The sequence below is a fragment of the Streptomyces sp. NBC_01591 genome (assembly GCF_035918155.1).
Classification (GTDB): domain Bacteria; phylum Actinomycetota; class Actinomycetes; order Streptomycetales; family Streptomycetaceae; genus Streptomyces.
In genome coordinates, this window is record NZ_CP109327.1 from 5,462,161 (window position 1) to 5,481,104 (window position 18,944).

General features: G+C 72.1%; 18 protein-coding genes. 7 read left to right on the forward strand and 11 right to left on the reverse strand.

The features are described 5' to 3' along the window. Positions 1-12 precede the first annotated feature (12 nt). Positions 13-1,614: a M48 family metallopeptidase gene (locus tag OG978_RS25560; protein ID WP_326767434.1), complete on the reverse strand. Its 1,602-nt coding sequence runs from the start codon at positions 1,612-1,614 to the stop codon at positions 13-15. 240 nt (positions 1,615-1,854) lie between these two features. After that, entirely contained in the window at positions 1,855-2,958 is a 1,104-nt protein-coding gene (locus tag OG978_RS25565) for a hypothetical protein (protein WP_326767435.1), read from the reverse strand. A 68-nt stretch (positions 2,959-3,026) separates the two neighbouring features. Between OG978_RS25565 and OG978_RS25570 the strand changes: the two genes are divergently transcribed. Further along, positions 3,027-4,172 carry a cystathionine gamma-synthase gene (locus OG978_RS25570; RefSeq protein WP_326767436.1) on the forward strand — a complete coding sequence of 382 codons (1,146 nt, stop codon included), beginning with the start codon at positions 3,027-3,029 and terminating at the stop codon, positions 4,170-4,172. 78 nt (positions 4,173-4,250) lie between these two features. Here the strand turns inward: OG978_RS25570 and OG978_RS25575 are convergent, their stop codons facing one another. The 4 genes from OG978_RS25575 to OG978_RS25590 form a co-directional block, all read right to left on the reverse strand. Continuing rightward, positions 4,251-4,442, reverse strand: a complete 192-nt coding sequence (locus OG978_RS25575; protein ID WP_266730111.1) for a DUF1059 domain-containing protein — start codon at positions 4,440-4,442, stop codon at positions 4,251-4,253. 65 nt (positions 4,443-4,507) lie between these two features. After that, the gene (locus OG978_RS25580; protein ID WP_326767437.1) at positions 4,508-4,756 is read right to left on the reverse strand and encodes a hypothetical protein; all 249 of its coding nucleotides are present in this window, start codon (positions 4,754-4,756) and stop codon (positions 4,508-4,510) included. Beyond that, positions 4,753-5,247, reverse strand: a complete 495-nt coding sequence (locus OG978_RS25585) for a sigma factor-like helix-turn-helix DNA-binding protein (protein ID WP_326767438.1) — start codon at positions 5,245-5,247, stop codon at positions 4,753-4,755. Before OG978_RS25585 ends, OG978_RS25580 begins: the two co-directional genes overlap by 4 nt. A gap of 73 nt (positions 5,248-5,320) precedes the next feature. Further along, complete coding sequence (locus tag OG978_RS25590) at positions 5,321-5,851, reverse strand: MarR family winged helix-turn-helix transcriptional regulator (RefSeq protein WP_326767439.1); 531 nt, start codon at positions 5,849-5,851, stop codon at positions 5,321-5,323. A gap of 177 nt (positions 5,852-6,028) precedes the next feature. On the opposite strand from OG978_RS25590, the gene ilvA reads away from it, so the two are divergent. From ilvA to OG978_RS25605, 3 genes are all read left to right on the forward strand, one after another. Continuing rightward, positions 6,029-7,258: a threonine ammonia-lyase gene (gene ilvA / locus OG978_RS25595; RefSeq protein WP_326767440.1), complete on the forward strand. Its 1,230-nt coding sequence runs from the start codon at positions 6,029-6,031 to the stop codon at positions 7,256-7,258. 150 nt (positions 7,259-7,408) lie between these two features. Then, positions 7,409-8,467 carry an ATP-binding cassette domain-containing protein gene (locus OG978_RS25600; protein WP_326767441.1) on the forward strand — a complete coding sequence of 353 codons (1,059 nt, stop codon included), beginning with the start codon at positions 7,409-7,411 and terminating at the stop codon, positions 8,465-8,467. A gap of 65 nt (positions 8,468-8,532) precedes the next feature. After that, on the forward strand, positions 8,533-9,318 hold the full coding sequence (locus tag OG978_RS25605; RefSeq protein ID WP_326770163.1) for an ABC transporter permease: 786 nt from the start codon (positions 8,533-8,535) through the stop codon (positions 9,316-9,318). A gap of 68 nt (positions 9,319-9,386) precedes the next feature. Here OG978_RS25605 and greA read toward each other — a convergent pair whose 3' ends face one another. Both greA and OG978_RS25615 read right to left on the reverse strand, forming a co-directional pair. Then, complete coding sequence (greA, locus tag OG978_RS25610; protein ID WP_326767442.1) at positions 9,387-9,884, reverse strand: transcription elongation factor GreA; 498 nt, start codon at positions 9,882-9,884, stop codon at positions 9,387-9,389. 183 nt (positions 9,885-10,067) lie between these two features. Continuing rightward, positions 10,068-10,484: a DUF4307 domain-containing protein gene (locus OG978_RS25615; protein ID WP_326767443.1), complete on the reverse strand. Its 417-nt coding sequence runs from the start codon at positions 10,482-10,484 to the stop codon at positions 10,068-10,070. A gap of 97 nt (positions 10,485-10,581) precedes the next feature. Between OG978_RS25615 and mca the strand changes: the two genes are divergently transcribed. Continuing rightward, positions 10,582-11,463: a mycothiol conjugate amidase Mca gene (mca, locus tag OG978_RS25620; RefSeq protein WP_326767444.1), complete on the forward strand. Its 882-nt coding sequence runs from the start codon at positions 10,582-10,584 to the stop codon at positions 11,461-11,463. Position 11,464: 1 nt separating this feature from the next. Next, entirely contained in the window at positions 11,465-11,698 is a 234-nt protein-coding gene (locus OG978_RS25625) for a hypothetical protein (RefSeq protein ID WP_326767445.1), read from the forward strand. A gap of 111 nt (positions 11,699-11,809) precedes the next feature. On the opposite strand, the gene OG978_RS25630 is transcribed toward OG978_RS25625, so the two are convergent. Next, positions 11,810-15,094, reverse strand: a complete 3,285-nt coding sequence (locus OG978_RS25630) for a tetratricopeptide repeat protein (protein ID WP_326767446.1) — start codon at positions 15,092-15,094, stop codon at positions 11,810-11,812. A gap of 259 nt (positions 15,095-15,353) precedes the next feature. Here OG978_RS25630 and OG978_RS25635 point away from each other — a divergent pair, with 259 nt between their 5' ends. After that, complete coding sequence (locus OG978_RS25635) at positions 15,354-17,384, forward strand: thioredoxin domain-containing protein (RefSeq protein ID WP_326767447.1); 2,031 nt, start codon at positions 15,354-15,356, stop codon at positions 17,382-17,384. 37 nt (positions 17,385-17,421) lie between these two features. Here the strand turns inward: OG978_RS25635 and OG978_RS25640 are convergent, their stop codons facing one another. Further along, positions 17,422-18,054, reverse strand: coding sequence for a TetR/AcrR family transcriptional regulator (locus OG978_RS25640; protein WP_326767448.1), 633 nt, complete (start codon positions 18,052-18,054; stop codon positions 17,422-17,424). A gap of 52 nt (positions 18,055-18,106) precedes the next feature. Beyond that, on the reverse strand, positions 18,107-18,805 hold the full coding sequence (gene trhA / locus OG978_RS25645) for a PAQR family membrane homeostasis protein TrhA (RefSeq protein ID WP_326767449.1): 699 nt from the start codon (positions 18,803-18,805) through the stop codon (positions 18,107-18,109). Positions 18,806-18,944 lie beyond the last annotated feature (139 nt).

Consider the following 18,944-nt stretch of genomic DNA (forward strand, 5'->3'; position numbering starts at 1 on the left):
TTCCGGTCCGGTTCAGCGACAGGTACGGCGGTCAGGGGTGAGCAGGGTGCGCAGCGGCTCCGTGTCCGGGACGTCCGCCACCGCCGCGTCCAGCGCCGCCGGGAGCTTCTCCTCGTGGCCCTGCGGCAGCTCCAGTGACGCCTCGTCGGTCCAGGACAGCTGCCAGCGGGCCCGCCCCTGCCGCACGTACTCGCCCTCGACCAGTTGCCTCAGTCCGACGTACAGCCTGGGCCTGGCGAACTCGCGGGCCGCGCGTCCGGTCGCCGCACAGGCCTCGGCGGACTTGTGGAGCCGGTCGGCGATCTGCCACTGCGCGCCCGCGTCGATCGCGTCGAGCGTGTCGGTCAGCGAGCCGTCGCCGCCGGTCACCCCGGTGACCGCCGTCCTCATGTACTGCGCCGACCGCTCCTCGTACGCCGTCATCGACCCGTGCACCAGGTCCGGCCAGTCGACCCGGCGCAGCCGCAGCATCTCCGGTGTCAGCACCTGCTCCTCGACAGCGGCCAGCGTGCGCTCGGCGTCGACGAGCAGGCCCAGGGCCGGTTCTGCCGGCTCCGGCGCGCGCCCGTCGTCCGGCAGCGCCTCGATCCGGGCGACGCGTTCCGTGATCCACGGGTGCGCATAAGCGTCCAATTCGGACGCCATGGAGTCGCGCACCTCGTCCAGCTCGTCCCTGCGCGCGGCCAGCACATGCCGTATACCGCCGAGGACCTGGCCGGGCAGGGGCAGCATCCCGGCCTCCACACCGAGCGTGGCGTACGAGTCCATGTAGATGTCGTGCGTGTTGAGGAGGACCTGGATCTCGCGCAGCGCGGACGCGCTCACGTCACGGCCCGCGATCCTCGCCGCGGCGACATCGGCCGCGAACTCCGCGCGGCGGGCGTCGGACTGTGCGGCGCGTATGCAGAAGCGCGCGTACCTCGCGTACAGCGCCGCCAGCGTACGGTGCGAGACACCGGCGCTGCCCACGTCGATCCCCTTGGCCTTCCTGCCCCTGGCGTGCGCCTTCGCGGCCTTCTTCTCCTGGCGCGCCCGCACCTTGGCGACGGTCTTGCCCGCCCGCTCCCGGAAGTGGCTGATGGTGCGGGTGGCCTGGATCCGGCCGCGTGTGGTGATCGCGGTGAGGCGGGTGTCGGAGCTGGCGTAGCGGTCCATCTCGTGCGCGAGCACGGAAGACAGCTGGGCCTCGGACATTCCGGCCATCAGCGGCACCCCGACGAGGAGTCGGCGTCTGCCGCGGGCCAGGCCGAGGAACCTGGTCTCCTCGTCGGCCGAGACGCTCACCTGACCGGTGAGCACGAGGTCGTCGGGTGCGCGGGTGCCGGCCCGGTCGGCGAGGTCGCGGACCGTGGCCCAGAGCCGGGGCTGCTGGGCGTCGTCGACGTGCAGGCCGCGCACGTCGTCGTTCTTCGGTATGCGCAGCATGAACATGCCTCGCACGACCGGGAGCGCCAACGCGGAGGTGCGGGCGAGAACCATCACGGCGACGGGGGGCAGCGTCCAGCGGAACGCGGCCCAGTCGAGGACGCAGAGGAGGGCGAGCAGGAGGATGCCGAGCAGGTGGAAGCCGGCGAGCAGGGCAACGGCGCGGACGGCACGCAGAGTTGGGCTCATCGGGCGGATTCCCCCCACAGGAACGGGACGGGTGGTGGTGCGCGTGGGGAACCGGAGTATGTCGTCCCGCAGCCGGGCGCGGCAACGTGGTATCACGGGCTGCCCGGGACCGGGGCCGCGCCATGGACCGGCCATCGCCCGGAAAGCGGGTGCCGGGCCACTGTTCGGTCGTGTCACCGCTCCGCCGTCGGGCGGTCGCGCGGGCAGCGCGTCGACAGGTAGCCGCCGGGCGCCCGGCGGCTACCGCGGCAGCGTCGCCGGGGTGCCGCCGTTCGCCTCGTAGCCGGCCACCGCCAGCGCCCGGTAGACCGTGTACTCGGCGGCCGGGTCGGGGCCCTGCGTCCACGGCAGGGCGCCCACGTGGCCGTCGATGTGGACGAGCTGGGCCATCGCCTCCGACCAGCGCTCCATCCGGACCAGGAAGAGGACCAGCAGATGGCGTACGTGCGCGAGCATCGGGTCGTCCGGGCGGGCCGCGTGCACAGCGAACAGGGCGCCCTCGACCGCCTTGGTCACCACCAGGCCGCGGTAGAAGCCCTGCACCAGATTGACCTCGGGCAGATGCTCGTACACCGCGAAGAGCGGCAGCGCGGCCAGCAGCGAGCCCTGCGGGGCGCGGGCCGCGGCCGCGGTGGCGAAGCGGTCGGCCTCCTCGCGCGAACCGTGCCACTTCTCGCACCAGTAGTGCAGCGCGGCGATGTGCGCGCCCATGTGGGCCGGGGCCCGGTCCATCACCTTCGCCCAGAGCCGGTCGAACTCCTCGTGGGAGTCGCCGAGTCCGCGGGCCACGGCCAGTTCGGTGAGGTACGGAACGGGGTCGCCGGGCGCCAGCAGTGCCGCCTCGCCGCAGACCGTACGGGCCTCCTCCAGGATGATCCGGAAGTCGTCCGTTCCCGCGGTCGACGAACGCCACGCCTGCTGCACCAGGAACTCCGCGTGCACCGCCGCGCCGCCCGCGTCCTTCGGCGCCTCCGCCCGCCACTTGCGCAGCCACGAGCCACCGGCACCGGGCTGCTGCGCCAGCTCCAGCGAGGCGGCCCCGGCGAACGCCTGCACCCGCTGCCACCGCACCTCGCCCTCCTTGGGCGTGCCGGCCAGCAGTTGCGAGGCCGCCCGCCAGTCCTGGGAACGCTGCACGACATCGAGCACGTCGAGAAGATCCTGGTCCGGGCCCGGCAGCCGGATGTCCAGTTCCTCCTGGCGCACGAAGCCGTAGGCGTCCGGGTCGGCGGCGTCCGGGGAACCGGGCGCGACCTGGCGGATTCCGCCTCGGCGGCGCAGCACGAAGGGGCCGACGACCGCGGCGAGCATGCACAGGGCGATCAGGAACCAGAGAATCTCCATGCCCCCATTGTCGCCGGACGGCCCGGTAGTCCGGTGGGCGCCCTCGGGACGAACTACGCTCGGGCCCCATGAGCGACCAGCACAGCTTCGAGACCCTCGCGATCCACGCGGGAAACACCGCCGATCCCCTCACCGGCGCCGTTGTTCCGCCCATTTACCAGGTTTCCACGTACAAGCAGGACGGAGTGGGCGGACTGCGCGGCGGCTACGAGTACAGCCGCAGCGCCAACCCGACCCGTACCGCCCTGGAGGAGAACCTCGCGGCCCTGGAGGGCGGCCGCCGCGGACTCGCCTTCGCCTCCGGCCTCGCCGCCGAGGACTGCCTGCTCCGTACGCTGCTGACCCCCGGCGACCATGTGGTCATCCCGAACGACGCCTACGGCGGCACGTTCCGGCTGTTCGCGAAGGTCGTCTCGCGGTGGGGCGTGGAGTTCTCCGTCGCCGACACCTCGGACGTGGCGGCGGTACGGGCGGCGATCACCCCGCGCACCAAGGCGGTCTGGGTGGAGACCCCGTCCAACCCGCTGCTCGGCATCACCGACATCGCCGCGATCGCCGGTGTGGCCCGCGCCGCGGGTGCGCGGCTGGTCGTCGACAACACCTTCGCCAGCCCCTACCTCCAGCAGCCGCTGGCCCTGGGCGCCGATGTGGTGGTGCACTCCACCACGAAGTACATGGGCGGCCACTCGGACGTCGTCGGCGGCGCGCTGATCGTCAACGACCCCGAACTGGCGGAGGAGTTGGCGTACCACCAGAACGCGATGGGCGCGGTCGCCGGGCCGTTCGACGCCTGGCTGGTGCTGCGCGGCATCAAGACCCTGGCGGTCCGCATGGACCGGCACAGCGAGAACGCCACCAAGGTCGCCGATCTGCTGACCCGGCACCCCAAGGTCACCCAGGTCCTCTATCCGGGGCTGCCCGAGCACCCCGGCCACGAGATCGCCGCCAAGCAGATGAAGGCCTTCGGCGGCATGGTGTCCTTCCGGGTCAAGGGCGGCGAGGAGGCGGCGGTCCAGGTCTGCAACCGGGCGAAGCTGTTCACCCTCGGTGAGTCGCTGGGCGGCGTCGAGTCGCTCGTGGAGCACCCGGGCCGCATGACGCACGCCTCGGCGGCGGGCTCCCCGCTGGAGGTGCCGGCCGACCTCGTACGCGTCTCCGTCGGCATCGAGAACGCCGACGACCTGCTGGCCGACCTCACGCAGGCGCTCGGCTAGGTCGCGGCCCAGGGCCGGTCCTGCAAAGAATCCGGGCGGGCTCGAACGTTCGAGCCCGCCCGGCCGTTCGGGGCCTTGTCAGGCGTTGACCTGCTCGTCCTCCAGCATCGCCCGGATCTGTTCGCGCAGTTCCGGGCTGTCGGTGTGTTCGTGGACGGAGACCGCGTGCTCCGTCGCGGCGCGTACGACTTCCTCTTCCTCGCCCGAGATGGTGAGCGAGCAGTGCGACACGCTCGGATGCTTGCGGCAGTCAGCGATCTTCCTGGTCATGGCAGCCTCCTGGGGACCGTCACACGATCCCGCACATTCCAGGATAGTTCGGCCGTCATCGCCGCTCACCAGCCATCCAGCGGCGTCGTCTCGGCGGGCGGCACCTGCCAGGGATGCGCCGCCATCGCCCAGACCGTGAAGGCCACAACCGCGGCGCACGCCACCAGCAGCATCAGCCGGCGGGCGAACAGCCGTCGGCGCAGCATCCTGCCGCCGCGCTCCGACGCCCGCTGCGCCAGATCGGCGGGCACCTGCGGATGCGGACCGTCCAGCATGCGCCGGACCTCGTCCTCACGGTCGCCGGCGCGGCTCACCGCGCGACCCCCAGCGGACCCGTCGTGCCCCGCCGCGCCGTGGGCCGACGGGTGCCGCGCATCGTGGCCACCGAGCGGTTGCAGATCGCCCGCACCCGCTCCACCGGAAGGCCGAGCAGCGCCGCGGCCTGCTCCTCCGCGACCCCCTCGTACAGCCACAGTACGAGGACGAGGCGTTCCAAGGGCGTCAGCGCGTCCAGCAGCCCGCCGCGCGGCCGGTGGTGCCGCCAGACCTCGTGGGCGAACCGGACGGCGAGCTCGCGCCGGGTGCGGTCGTACGGGTCCTCGCCGCGCAGCCGTTCCCACTGTGCGTACGTGCTTGCCAGCGCGGCCATGAGCAGCCGCTGGGCCCTGGGGTTCGCTCCCGGTGGCCGCATGGGCTCGGCGGTGAGCAGCGTGGCGGTGTGCAGCAGACGGCCGGCCGCGCCCGCGACGAAGATCTCGAACTCCTGGGCGCGGCGCCGCTCCCGGCCCGACTGGCGCTCTCGCACAGTCCACATCCGAGCCGCTGCGGGGCTCCGGGTCAAGAGGTATGCCGCAGTCCACCCGGGCCAGGCGATTGGGTCAGCCGGCCGGAGGCGCCTGGTGCGAGGCCTGGCGTGCGGCCAGCGAGGTGTTGAACCGGGTGAGCAGCGCGCAGAAGGTCTCGCGCTCCTCGGCCGTCCAGCTGTCCGTCACCTGCGTCATGAGCTCGCGCCGGGAGCTGCGGACCTCGTCCAGCCGTGCCTGGCCGCGCGGCGACAACTGGAGCACGACGGCCCGGCCGTCCTCGGGGTGCGAGGTGCGCTTGACCAGTCCGGTGTCGACGAGCGGTGCGACCTGCCGGGTCACGGTCGAGGAGTCGATCCCCATGCCCGCGGCGAGCGCCTTGACGCCCATCGGGCCTTCCCGGTCCAGCCTGTTGAGCAGCAGATAGGCGGCCCGGTCCATGGAATTGCGCACCTGGCCGACACCGCCGAGGCGGGTCTGCTCGGCACGGCGGGCGAATACCGCGACCTGATGCTGCAGAGCGTCGAGGACGTGGTCGGAACCCGTGGGTTCGGGGGCGGCGCCCCCGGAAGGAGACGCAGCTGTCGTCATGTCCTGAGGGGGCATGGCCGGGGGCTCTCTTCGTGCGGTGAAGGATGGGTGGGGGACAGAGTACGCGGCCACGGGGCAACGCGTACCAGCGCTGCGCAAACCTGTGGACAACGGCCCAGGAGGGGACGGGACGCGGCGGACGGCGCCCTGCCGAGCGGCGGGACCCGCGGGCCGAGCTGCAAGACTTACGGTATGAACTTCCGCGCGACCGGCCATTTTCCTCCGCTGATCCTCGACGACATCCGCGGGGCGCAGAAGATGCTCTCCGGCGTGGCCAGGATGACCGCCATGGAAGGCAGCCGCCACCTGACCGAGCTCGTGGGCGCGCCGGTCCATTTCAAGTGCGAGAACCTGCAGCGGACCGGCTCGTTCAAACTGCGTGGTGCGTATGTACGGATCTCCGGCCTGTCCCCGGTGGAGCGGGCGGCCGGAGTCGTCGCCGCGAGCGCCGGAAACCATGCGCAGGGTGTCGCACTCGCGTCTGCGTTGCTCGGCGTACGGTCGACGGTCTTCATGCCGGTCGGGGCGCCGCTGCCGAAGGTGGCCGCCACCCGCCAGTACGGGGCGGAGGTCCGGCTGCACGGGCATGTCGTGGACGAGACGCTGGCCGCCGCGCAGGAGTACGCGCAGGAGACCGGTGCGGTCTTCATCCACCCCTTCGACCACCCGGACATCATCGCCGGGCAGGGCACGGTGGGCCTGGAGATCCTCGAACAGTGCCCCGAGGTGCGCACCATCGTGGTGGGGATCGGCGGCGGTGGTCTCGCGGCGGGCATCGCGGTGGCGGTCAAGGCGGTCCGGCCCGATGTGCGGATCGTCGGGGTGCAGGCGGCGGGCGCGGCCTGCTATCCGCCTTCGCTGGCCGTGGGGCATCCGGTGTCGATCGGCTCGCTGAACACGATGGCGGACGGCATCAAGGTGGGGCGCCCCGGCGATGTGCCGTTCGAGCTGGTCAGGGAGTTGGTCGACGAGGTCCGTACGGTCTCCGAGGACGAGCTGTCCAGTGCGCTGCTGCTCTGTCTGGAGCGGGCGAAGCTGGTGGTGGAGCCGGCCGGGGCGAGCCCGGTCGCGGCGTTGCTGAGCGATCCGAAGTCGTTCCGCGGGCCGGTGGTCGCGCTGCTCTCGGGCGGCAACGTGGACCCGCTGCTGATGCAGCGCATCCTGACCCACGGCATGGTGGCGGCCGGCCGCTATCTCAGCCTGCGGCTGCGGCTGGCCGACCGCCCGGGTGCGCTGGCCACTCTGCTGGGTGTGCTCTCGGTGGTCGACGCGAACGTACTCGACATCGGTCATGTACGGACCGATCCCCGGCTCGGGCTCACCGAGGTCGAGGTGGAGCTGCAGCTGGAGACGAAGGGGCCGGAGCACTGCGAGGAGGTCTCGGCGGCGCTGCGGGACGCGGGCTATCTGGTGATGAGCTGAGCCTTGCCTGTCGCGATGTATCGCGTTACGTTGCCTGTCGTCGCCAGGTCTTCGCAGGCATGTCCGCCGCAGGTGTTCACCAGGCGCGGAAAGACCGTCAAACCTAGGATCTGTTGAGGAAGTCACCCGAACACACTGGGGGAATCCCGTATGCCAGGCGCCATCCATGCCGAAGGTCTGGTGAAGACCTTCGGCGATGTACGAGCACTCGGCGGTGTCGATCTCGATGTGCCGGAAGGCACCGTCCTCGGACTTCTCGGCCCCAACGGCGCAGGCAAGACGACCGCCGTGCGCGTCCTCACCACCCTGCTCAGGCCCGACAGCGGCAGGGCCGTCGTCGCGGGCATCGACGTACTGAAGAAACCCAATGAGGTACGCAGGTCGATCGGCCTCTCCGGCCAGTTCGCCGCGGTCGACGAGTATCTGACCGGCCGTGAGAACCTCCAGATGGTCGGCCAGCTCTACCAGATGACCGCACGGGACGCGAAGGCCAGGGCGGGGGAGCTGCTGGAGCGGTTCAACCTCGCCGACGCGGCCGACCGCACGGCCAAGACGTACTCCGGAGGCATGCGCCGCCGCCTCGACCTCGCGGCGGCGCTCGTCGTCTCCCCGCCGGTCATGTTCATGGACGAGCCGACCACCGGCCTCGACCCGCGCAACCGGCAGCAGCTCTGGGAGGTCATCGAGGAGCTCGTCGCGGGCGGCACGACGCTGCTGCTCACCACGCAGTATCTGGAGGAGGCCGACCATCTGGCCCATGAGATCTGCGTGATCGACCACGGCCTGGTCATCGCCCGCGGCACCTCCGACGAGCTCAAGGCCCGCACCGGCGGCGAACGCGTCGAGGTCGTGGTGCACCAGCGCGACCAGATCGCCCCGGCCCGCGCCGTGCTCGCACAGGTCGGCAAGGGCGAGGTCACCGTCGCCGAGCACATGCGCAAGCTGACCGTCCCGGTCCTCGGCGGGGCCAAGCTGCTGGCCGAGGTCATCCGCGACCTCGACGCCCGCGGCGTGGAGATCGACGACATCGGCCTGCGCCGCCCCACCCTCGACGACGTCTTCCTCTCGCTGACCGGACACGCCGCCGGGACGCAGAACGCAGACGGGAACGGAGACGGGAGCAGCGAAGGGAACGGCGACGGGAACGGAGACGCGACCGGGGCCGGCCCGGCCGGCGGCGCCCTGGCGGGGACGGAGGCGGTCAAGTGAGCGCCATCACCGGAACGACCCTGACACCGGCCGTCCCCAGGGCGGGAGGCGGGATCGGGCAGTCGATGCGCGACTCGCTCGTCATCGCCCGCCGGAACCTCATCCGCATGGCCCGGATCCCCGAGATGATCATCTTCGGGCTCATCCAGCCGATCATGTTCGTCGTGCTGTTCAGCTACGTCTTCGGCGGTTCGATGATGATCGGCGGCTCCACCAGCCCCGCCGACTACCGGAACTTCCTGATGGCCGGCATCTTCGCGCAGACCGTCACCTTCGCCACCGCCGGTGCCGGCGCGGGCATCGCCGACGACATGCACAAGGGCCTCATCGACCGGTTCCGCTCGCTGCCCATGGCGCGCGGCGCGGTCCTCACCGGCCGCACGCTCGCGGACCTCGTCCAGACGACGCTGACCCTGCTGGTCCTCGCCGTCGTCGCCCTGCTGGTCGGCTGGCGCACCCACGAGAACATCGGCAAGGTGCTCGGCGGCTTCGCGCTGCTGCTTCTGCTGGGGTACGCCTTCTCCTGGATCGGGGCGCTGATCGGCCTCTCGGTCCGCACCCCCGAGGCGGCCACCTCCGGCGGGCTGATCTGGCTCTTCCCGGTCACGTTCATCTCGAATGCCTTCGTGCCCACCGAGAACATGGCGGGCTGGCTCCAGCCGATCGCCGAATGGAATCCGTTCAGCGCCACCGTCCAGGCCTGCCGGGTGCTCTTCGGTAACCCGGGCGTGTCGCCGTCGGACGCCTGGCCGATGGTGCACCCGGTCTGGGCGTCGCTGATCTGGTCGCTGCTGATCCTGGTGGTCTTCCGCACCCTGGCGGTGCGCAAGTACCGGCAGGTGGCGGTCTGAGCGGGGCCGCACACGCGAGGAGCCCCCGGCCCGACGGGCCGGGGGCTCCTCGCGTCGGTGCTGCGGGATCAGCCGGTGTACGGCTTCGCCGCGAGGATCTTCACGGTGGCCGTCTTGCCGTTCGGCAGCTCGTACTCGGCGTCGTCGCCCATCCGCTTGCCGTTCACGCCGGTGCCGAGCGGTGACTGCGGGGAGTACGTCTCGATGTCCGAGCTGGCGTACTCGCGGGAGGCGAGCAGGAAGGTCATCGTGTCGTCCGGGTCGCCGTCGAAGGAGATCGTCACGACCATGCCGGGCTCGACCACGCCGTCGTCGGCCGGCGACTCGCCGACCTTCGCGTGCTCCAGGAGCTGGGTGAGCTGGCGCACCCGGAGCTCCATCTTGCCCTGCTCCTCCTTGGCCGCGTGGTACCCGCCGTTCTCGCGCAGGTCGCCCTCCTCACGGGCCGCCGCGATCTTTACGGCGATCTCCGTGCGCGCGGGACCAGACAGGTACTCCAGCTCGGCCTTGAGCTGGTTGTACGCCTCCGGCGTGAGCCAGGTGACGTTTTCACTGGTCTGGGTCACAGGGTGCTCCTCGTCGGTACTGGGAATACAAAGCATCGCCCTACCCGTAAGCATGTGCTTCCACGGGTGGGCGAAACCACGAGCCTAACAATTCCGCAGGAAAAGGGGGAGAAGGTAAACCGTCGGGACTGCGTATGCGCAGGTCGGACCCGGAAACGGTGGTTCAGGGCCGGCGTGCGTCGGTCAATGCGACGCCCCGCCGTCGGTGGTGCAGCCCAGCAGCTCGACGCTGGTGGCCCTGGACGTCGTACGCAGCGACAGGACGCGGTCGATCCGGTCGGTGCGCTCGTCGAAGCGGAAGTCCTTGCGGGCCACGTCGCTGCCGTTCTCGTGCTGCGCGCGCAGGGTGCAGTAGCCCTTGGCGTCCTTGTCCTTGCGCACTTCGAGGTGGATGTCGACCCGCTGGTCCGAGACGACCTGGCGCTTGATCACCTCGGCGCTGATGCCCTGGCCGCTGACGTAGTCGTAGCCGATCCAGCCGACCACGCCGAGGAGGACGACGCCCAGCGCAGAGCCGATGATCTTGAGCTTGCGGTCCGCTCGCTGGTCCGCGGAGCGGCCGTAGCGGTTCTCCGGAAGCGCCTCGCGCACCGCCGTCATGATCGTTCCTTCCGTACCGGGGATCGAGGAATTTTCCGCCCCCCGGTTCGGTCACTATAGAAGCCTGCCCATGTGCCGAATCACTGAGGATCGAGTCTTGACCGAGCAGCTGCGACTGATGGCCGTGCACGCCCACCCCGACGACGAGTCGAGCAAGGGTGCGGCCACCATGGCGAAGTATGTGTCCGAGGGGGTGGACGTGCTGGTCGTGACCTGCACGGGAGGCGAGCGCGGCTCCATCCTCAATCCCAAGCTCCAGGGCGACGCGTACATCGAGGAGAACATCCACGAGGTGCGCAAGAAGGAGATGGACGAGGCCCGGGAGATCCTGGGCGTCGAGCAGGAGTGGCTCGGCTTCGTCGACTCGGGTCTCCCCGAGGGCGACCCGCTGCCGCCGCTGCCCGAGGGGTGCTTCGCGCTGGAGGACGAGGAGAAGGCCGCGGGCCGGCTCGTCCGCAGCATCCGTGCGTTCCGGCCGCAGGTGATCACGACCTACGACGAGAACGGCGGGTACCCGCACCCCGACCACATCATGACGCACAAGATCACGATGATCGCCTTCGACGGTGCGGCGGACACCGAGCAGTACCCCGAGTCGGAGTTCGGCCCGGCCTGGCAGCCGCAGAAGCTCTACTACAACCAGGGCTTCAACCGGCCGCGCACGGTGGCGCTGCACGAGGCGCTGCTGTCCCGCGGCCTGGAGTCGCCGTACGGCGAGTGGCTGAAGCGCTGGAAGGAGTTCGAGCGCGACGAACGCACGCTGACCACGCACGTTCCGTGTGCGGACTTCTTCGAGATCCGTGACAAGGCGCTGATCGCGCACGCCACGCAGATCGATCCGGACGGCGGCTGGTTCCGGGTCCCGATGGACATCCAGAAGGAGGTCTGGCCGACCGAGGAGTACGAGCTGGCGAAGTCTCTCGTCGATACTTCCCTCCCCGAGAGCGACCTCTTCGCGGGCATCCGCGACAATGCCTGATATGTACGCGACCCAGGCACTGACCGACCTCGTTCCGCTTGCCGCAGAGCTCGACAAGAACAAGGTGACCCCAGGCGTTCTCGGCTTCATCGTCTTCGCGGCGCTCGCCGTAGGCGTGTGGCTGCTGATGAAGTCCATGAACCGGCACATGGGCAAGGTCGACTTCGAGGAGGCCCCGGACCCGGACGCGGTGGTGGCCGAGGCCACCGCCGGGGCGGGCTCCGCGCAGCGGTAGAAGCAGAGGCAGAAGCAGAGGCAGGCGGGGGCGGCGCGGAACAGCCCGAGCCGCCCCGTTGTCCGGCGTCGGTCCGGCCGGTTCATGGCCGGCCGGACCCCGAAGCCGTCCTCAGTCGCCGGACGGGCCGTGTGCGGCCGGGACCGGTACGCCCATGACCTCCCGGGCATGACGCGTCGGCGTCATGCCCAGGCGCCATGCCTGCCAGCCGTCCTCCAGGTCGACGCCGCGGTTCAGCACCACCGCGAACGCCTCCGCGCAGTCCTCCAGCTTGCCGTCGCGCGCCGGGTGACCGGCCCGCAGCAGCTCGGCCAGTTCCTGCTGGGCCACCACCGTGCCCACCTCGCTGCCGCCCGGTGACGCGTAGGGCAGCAGTGTGCAGCGCAGGAAACGGGCCCAGTCCCCGCCCCGCGCGTCGCCGTAGGACTCGAACAGCTCCACCGCCTCGCCGCACAGCTCCAGCGCCTGCGGGGCACGGTTGTTGCCCGCGTCGATCAGCGCCAGCTCCAGGCACGTCCACGCCTCGCCGTGGGCGACCCCGATGCGCCGGAAGTCGGCGCGGGCGTCCATCAGGAGCTGGCGGGCGAAGCCGGAGTTGCGCAGGTTCCCGGTCCGGGCCGCCTGCTGGTCACGGGTGACCCGGCCCGAGTGGTGGCGCGCGCACGCCAGCCCGTACACGTCCCGCATCCGGGAGAACATCGTGCGGGCCCGCTCCAGCTGCCGGACCGCCCGGTCGGTGTCGCCGCTCTCCTCCAGGGCCTGGCCCAGGTAGAACAGCGTCCACGCCTCGCCGCGCGCGTCCTCGTTGTCCCGGTGCCGCTCCAGCGCCCGGTTCAGCTGCTCCACCGCCGGGGCCGGGTCGCCGTCCAGGAGCCGGGCACGCGCCAGCTGGGTCAGCGCCCACGCCTCGCCCCGCTCGTCACGGGTGCGGCCGTACAGGTCCAGGGCCTTGCGCAACGCGTCCTCGGCCCGCTCCACCTCGCCCATCCGCAGCAGGGTCTGGCCGAGCTGGAACCGGGTCCACGCCTCGCCGTGCAGCGACTCGCCCTCCCGGTGCAGGGCCAGGGCGGTGTCCAGCAAGGTCAGCGCCTCCGCGAGCCGGGCCCGGTCGCGTTCGACGGCCGCCAGGGCGTGCATCGACCAGGCCCGGTCCTCGGCCTGCTCGTCGGAGGACTGCAGCTCGATCGCCTCGCGCAGCCGCGCCGACGCCTCGGTCAGATTGCCCTGGTGGTGCAGGGTGATGCCGAGCGAGCAGAGCGCCAGCGCCGTACCCGCCCCGTTCTGCGCCTCGCGGTACAGGCCGACGACCGACGACAGGGTGGTACGGGCCTTGTCCAGCTCGCCGAGCTGACGGGCCGCGATGCCGGTACGCCACTGCACGGACCGTTCCAGCAGCCCCTTGTCCACCGCCTGCGTCAACTCGCTGATCTCGCCCAGCCGGTAGAGGTCGCCGCGCAGCAGGCAGTAGTCGCACAGCGCGCCCAGCAGGTCCAGCACGGCGCCCTGGTCGACGCCCTCGGCGTGCCGCAGCGCGGAGGTGATGAAGCTCGACTCGTCGTCCAGCCAGCGCAGCGCCGAGTCCAGCGAACCGAAGCCGTGCGAGCCGAACTGCCCGGCCCGGGTCGACATCTTGCCGTCCACCATCCGGATCACCGCACCGGCCAGGCCCGCGTAGTTCCGGATCAGCCGCTCCTGCGCCGCGGTACGGTCCGCCGCCTCCTCCTCGTCCCGCAGCCGGGCCAGGGCGAAGCCCCGTACGAGGTCGTGCAGCCGGTAGCGCGAGCCCCGTACGTGGGTCAGCAGCCCGGCCCCGGCCAGGGCCTTCAGCAGCCGCTCGGCCTCCTGCTCGTCGGCGGACAGCAGCGCCGCCGCCGCGGCGGCGCCGAGGCTCGCCCGCCCGGCCAGCGCGAGCCGGCGCAGCAGCCGCCGCGCCTGCTCGGACTGGTCGGTGTAGCGCAGCCACAGCGCCCGCTCGACCGGCGCGACCGGACCGTACCCGGCGAGGTCGGTGGCCAGGGTGCCGGGGGTGCGTGTCCCGAGCGAGGAGCCCGCGATGCGCAGCGCGAGCGGCAGCCCGCCGCACAGTTCGGCGACGGTGTCCGTCGCCCGGGAGTCGTACGGCCCCTCCTCCTGGGTCTCGGCCGCCTCGCGCAGCAGCTCCTCCGCGCCGGCCGCGTCGAGCGCCCCGACCGGCAGATGGTGGACCCGGGCGGGGATGTCGGCCGGCAGCTCCAGGGGCTCGCGGGCGGTGACGAGGACGAGGCTGTCGGATCGCTCGGGGATCAGGGTGCGCACCTGCGCCGCGTCGCCGGCGTCGTCGAGGACGATCGTCACGGGCGTGCCGGTCAGGTGCTGGTGGTACAGCTCGCTCAGCCGCCGCACCTGCTGCTCGGCGGACGCCCTGCCCCGGGCCGACGGGTCCGCCCCGCCGGGGGACGCCGCCCCGTCCCGGAACAGCAGTTGCTCACGGGGCGCGCCCAGCCGGTTCAGCAGGTGGAGCAGCGCGTCACGGGTCGGCAGCGGCGCCTCGCCGGCCACGTCGCCGCGCAGGTCGACCACGCAGGCGCCGCGGAACAGGTCCTTCAGGCTGTGCGCGGCCCGCACCGCGAGCGTGGTGCGCCCGGAGCCGGGCGTGCCGTGCAGGACGACGACGGTCGGCTTGGTCTCCGTCGACGCGCGGGCCTCCCGCACCCATTGGGCGATCTGTGCCAGTTCGGTCCTCCGCCCCGCGAACGGCCCGTCACAGGCGGGCAGATGGCCGAACGACTGCTCCAGGAGCGAGCGCGTACGGGCCGCCGCGCTGCGGTCCGTGCCGCGCAGCGAAGGGGCGGTCCGCGACTGCGGCGGGACCTTCTTGGCCGGGGTGCGGGACGAGGCGGTGAGCATCCGCTGCTGGTCGATGAAGGGGCGGATGCCCCGCACCTCCAGCGCCGCCAGCCACTGCAGCCGCAGCTGTTCGGCACCGCCGGGCTGCCCGAGCGCCCCGGCCCGCCGGTGGGCGGCGGGCCAGTGCGAGGCGGTGACCTTGGCGACGGTGGCGGTGGCCCCCGCGACCGCGACGACGGCGCCCGCGCCGAGCGCCGGCCCCGTCGCCGTACCGAACGCGACATCCGCGCCGAAGGCGGCGACTGCGGCAACTCCGGTGACGAGCAGGGGAGTTCCCAGCGCGGCTCGGCTGAACCGCTGTGACAGCGGCTGCGCCCCGGACTCGGCCGCGTCCAGCGCCTGGAGATACGCGGCGTACTCGTCGTCCGCGGCGGCCGCCAGCGAATCCAGCGCGGCCCGCCCGCGCGCCGTCAGCGTGCCGGCGTCGGCCCGGCCGCCCGAGCGCCGCACCTCTTCCTCCACGGCGCGCACCAACAGCCGTTCGGCTTCGGCCCGATGGCTGTCCCGCATGTGTGTCCCCCTCCGGATACGACGATTGCGACTGCCTCAGCCGGCATCGCCGCCCAGTCTCCTGCGTACGGCGCGTCAGCGCGAGGGAGCGCGGCGATCGGCGTTCGCCGGAGGCTTAGGCCCTGTCGTCAAGCTGCCGTCTGCCGCGCGACAGGGCCCAGGCCCTGTCGTCTGGATCAGGCCGGGCTCGCGGGGCCCGTTCGTGCGCCGTGCCCGTGGCGTGCGAACGGGGATGCGCCGCGTACGCGAGGATTGAGGCATGGCCAACCGACTCGCGCACGCCACGTCCCCGTATCTCCTCCAGCATGCGGACAATCCCGTCGACTGGTGGCAGTGGGAGCCCGCTGCCTTCGAGGAGGCCCGCCGGCGCGATGTGCCGGTCTTCCTGAGCGTGGGATACAGCTCGTGCCACTGGTGCCACGTCCTCGCTCACGAGAGCTTCGAGGACGAGGCGACGGCGGCCTACATGAACGAGCACTTCGTCTCCGTGAAAGTGGACCGCGAGGAGCGCCCGGACGTCGACGCCGTCTACATGGAAGCCGTGCAGGCGGCGACCGGCCAGGGCGGCTGGCCCATGTCCGTCTTCATGACGCCGGACGGGGAGCCGTTCTACTTCGGTACGTACTTCCCGCCCGAGCCCCGGCACGGGATGCCGTCCTTCCGGCAGGTGCTGGAAGGCGTCCACGACGCGTGGGCGGGCCGGCGCGCGGAGGTCGGGGAGGTCGCGGAGAAGATCACGCGCGATCTGGCGGGGCGGCAGCTGGACCACGGGACCGGCGGGCTTCCCGGAGAGTCGGAGCTCGCGCGGGCGCTGCTGGGCATCAGCCGGGAGTACGACCCCGAGAGCGGCTGGCTCGGTGCCGGCGACACCAGGTTCCCGCCGAGCATGACGATCGAGTTCCTGCTGCGGCACCACGCCCGGACGGAGTCCGAGGGCGCGCTGGAGATGGCCGAGGGGCTGTGCGGCGCCATGGCGCGGTCGAGCCTGTTCGACCAGCTGGGCGGGGGCTTCCACCGGTACGTGCTGCGCCAGCGGCCCGATGGTGCCCTGGTGCCCCACTTCGAGAAGATGCTCTACGACAACGCGCTGCTCTGCCGGGTGTACGCGCACCTGTGGCGGGCCACCGGCTCGGAGTCGGCCCGCCGGGTCGCCCTGGAGACCGCCGACTTCATGGTGCGCGAACTGCGCACCGCCGAGGGCGGCTTCGCCTCCGCGCTCGACGCCGACAGCGAGGACGGGGGCGGGCGGCACGTCGAGGGCGCGTACTACGTGTGGACGCCCGGACAGCTGCGGGAGGCCCTCGGCGAGGAGGATGCCGCCTTCGCCGCGGAGTACTTCGGTGTGACGGAGGAGGGCACGTTCGAGGAGGGCACCTCGGTCCTCCAGCTCGCACGGGCGGACGCCGGGGCGGACCCGGACCGGGTCGCCCGTGTGCGGGCCGGGCTGCTCGCCGCCCGTGAGCTGCGCCCGCGCCCCGGCAGGGACGACAAGGTGGTCGCCGCCTGGAACGGCCTGGCGATCGCCGCGCTCGCCGAGACGGGGGCGTACTTCGACCGGCCCGACCTCGTCGAGCGCGCCACCGAGGCCGCCGATCTGCTGGTACGGGTCCACATGGGCGACGTCGCCCGGCTGGACCGTGCGTCGAAGGACGGGCGGGCCGGCGGCCACGCCGGGGTCCTGGAGGACTACGGCGACGTGGCCGAGGGCTTCCTCGCCCTGGCCGCGGTCACCGGCGAGGGCGTCTGGCTGGAGTTCGCCGGCTTCCTGCTCGACATCGTGCTCCAGCACTTCACCGGCGAGGGCGGTCAGCTGTACGACACGGCGGACGACGCCGAGCGGCTGATCCGCCGCCCGCAGGACCCCACCGACAACGCGACCCCGGCGGGCTGGACGGCGGCGGCCGGGGCGCTGCTCTCGTACGCCGCGCACACCGGCTCCGAGGCCCATCGCACCGCCGCGGAGGGCGCGCTGGGCGTGGTCAAGGAGCTCGGCCCGCGGGTTCCCCGGTTCACGAGCTGGGGCCTCGCCGTCGCGGAGGCCCTGCTCGACGGGCCGCGCGAGGTCGCCGTCGCCGGACCGGTCGGCGGCGAGCTGCACCGTACGGCGCTGCTGGGCACGGCACCGGGCGCGGTGGTCGCGGCGGGGGAGACGGGCGGGGCCGAGTTCCCGCTGCTGGCGGACCGGCCGACGGTGGGCGGGGCGCCGACGGCGTACGTGTGCAGGCACTTCGTGTGCGAGGCGCCGACGACGGACGCGGGGGAGCTGGCGCGGAGCCTCGGGGGCCGCTGAGGCCCGCCGGGTGACCGGGGGCCGCTCCGGCCCCCGGTCACAGCCGCAGGCCGCCCTCCAGGGTGTCCAGCGCCTGGTCGACCATCGCGACGAGGTCGCCCTGCTGACCGTGCTCGCCCCAGTACAGCGTCACCTCGCGCAGCGCGCCCAGCACCGCCGCGACGGACACCCGGACCGCCAGGTCGCCGGGGGCGCGGCCGCCGCGGGTGGCGAGCGCGTCGGCCAGCACCTCGGCGGTGCCGGACATGCTCTCCGCCATCCGGACCCGGATCGCCGGCACCTCCACCATCAGCCGGGTGCGCTGCCGGAGCTCCTCCTCCCCGGTCGCCAGGAACGCCGCGAGCGCCCCGGTCAGGACGTGCCGGAGCGACTCCAGCGGCGGCTCACCGGCCGGCCGGCCGCGCAGGGCGGCTGCCAGGACCGGGTCGTACTCGTCGGAGAGGACGATGTCCTCCTTGGCCGGGAAGTACCGGAAGACGGTGCTGGGCGACACCTCGGCCGCCTCCGCGATCTGCTCCACCGTCGTCGCGTCGTACCCCTGCTCGGCGATCAGCCGGTACGCGGCCTGCCGGATCGCGATCCGGGTCCGGAGCTTCTTCCGCTCGCGCAGCCCCAGCTGCGGAGGTGCTTCCGGAGCGGAAACGGAAGGGGTACGGGAGGTGGCGGCCATGGTCGTCATTGTCGGGCATCGGCGGGCCGCCGGCACCGTTCGGGAACGGTGCTCAGTGGTGGTTGTAGGCCACCAGCGAGATGCCGACGTAGTGCACCACGAAGGCCGCCAGGGTCAGCGAGTGGAACACCTCGTGGAAGCCGAACCACCGCGGGGAGGGGTTGGGGCGCTTGATGCCGTAGATGACGCCCCCGGCGCTGTAGAGCAGCCCGCCGACGACGACCAGCACCAGCACGGCGATCCCGCCGGTCCGCATGAAGTCCGGCAGGAAGAAGACCGCGGCCCAGCCCATCGCCAGGTAGCAGGGCGTGTAGAGCCAGCGCGGGGCGCCGACCCAGAACACCCGGAAGGCGATCCCCGCGGTGGCGGCCGCCCAGACCGCCCACAGCAGCGGTGTCCCGGTGGACTCGGGGAGCAGCAGCAGGGTCAGCGGGGTGTAGGTGCCCGCGATGATCAGGAAGATGTTGGCGTGGTCGAGCCGGCGGAGCACCGCCTCGCCGCGCGGACCCCAGGTGCCCCGGTGGTAGAGCGCGCTCACGCCGAAGAGCAGGCACGCGGTCAGGGTGTAGATGCCGCACGCGATCCGGCCGATGGCGCTGTCCGTGAACGCGATCAGCACCACCCCCGCGACGATCACCGCGGGGAACATTCCGGCATGCAGCCAGCCGCGCATCCGTGGCTTCACCGGGACGGTGTCGGACTCGGCTGGTTCCAGCCCGGCGGGCGCGGGCGCGGCGGCGGCAGCAGTCATTCCCGCATCGTACCTACGCAACCGTAGGTAACGAATACGAGTGGCAATGCTCACGTGTGCGGTCCCCTGGACATATGGGCGAAACGGTCGGATGATCAAATGAGTGCGGTCGGCACCGGATGAGCGCCAACGGGATTCG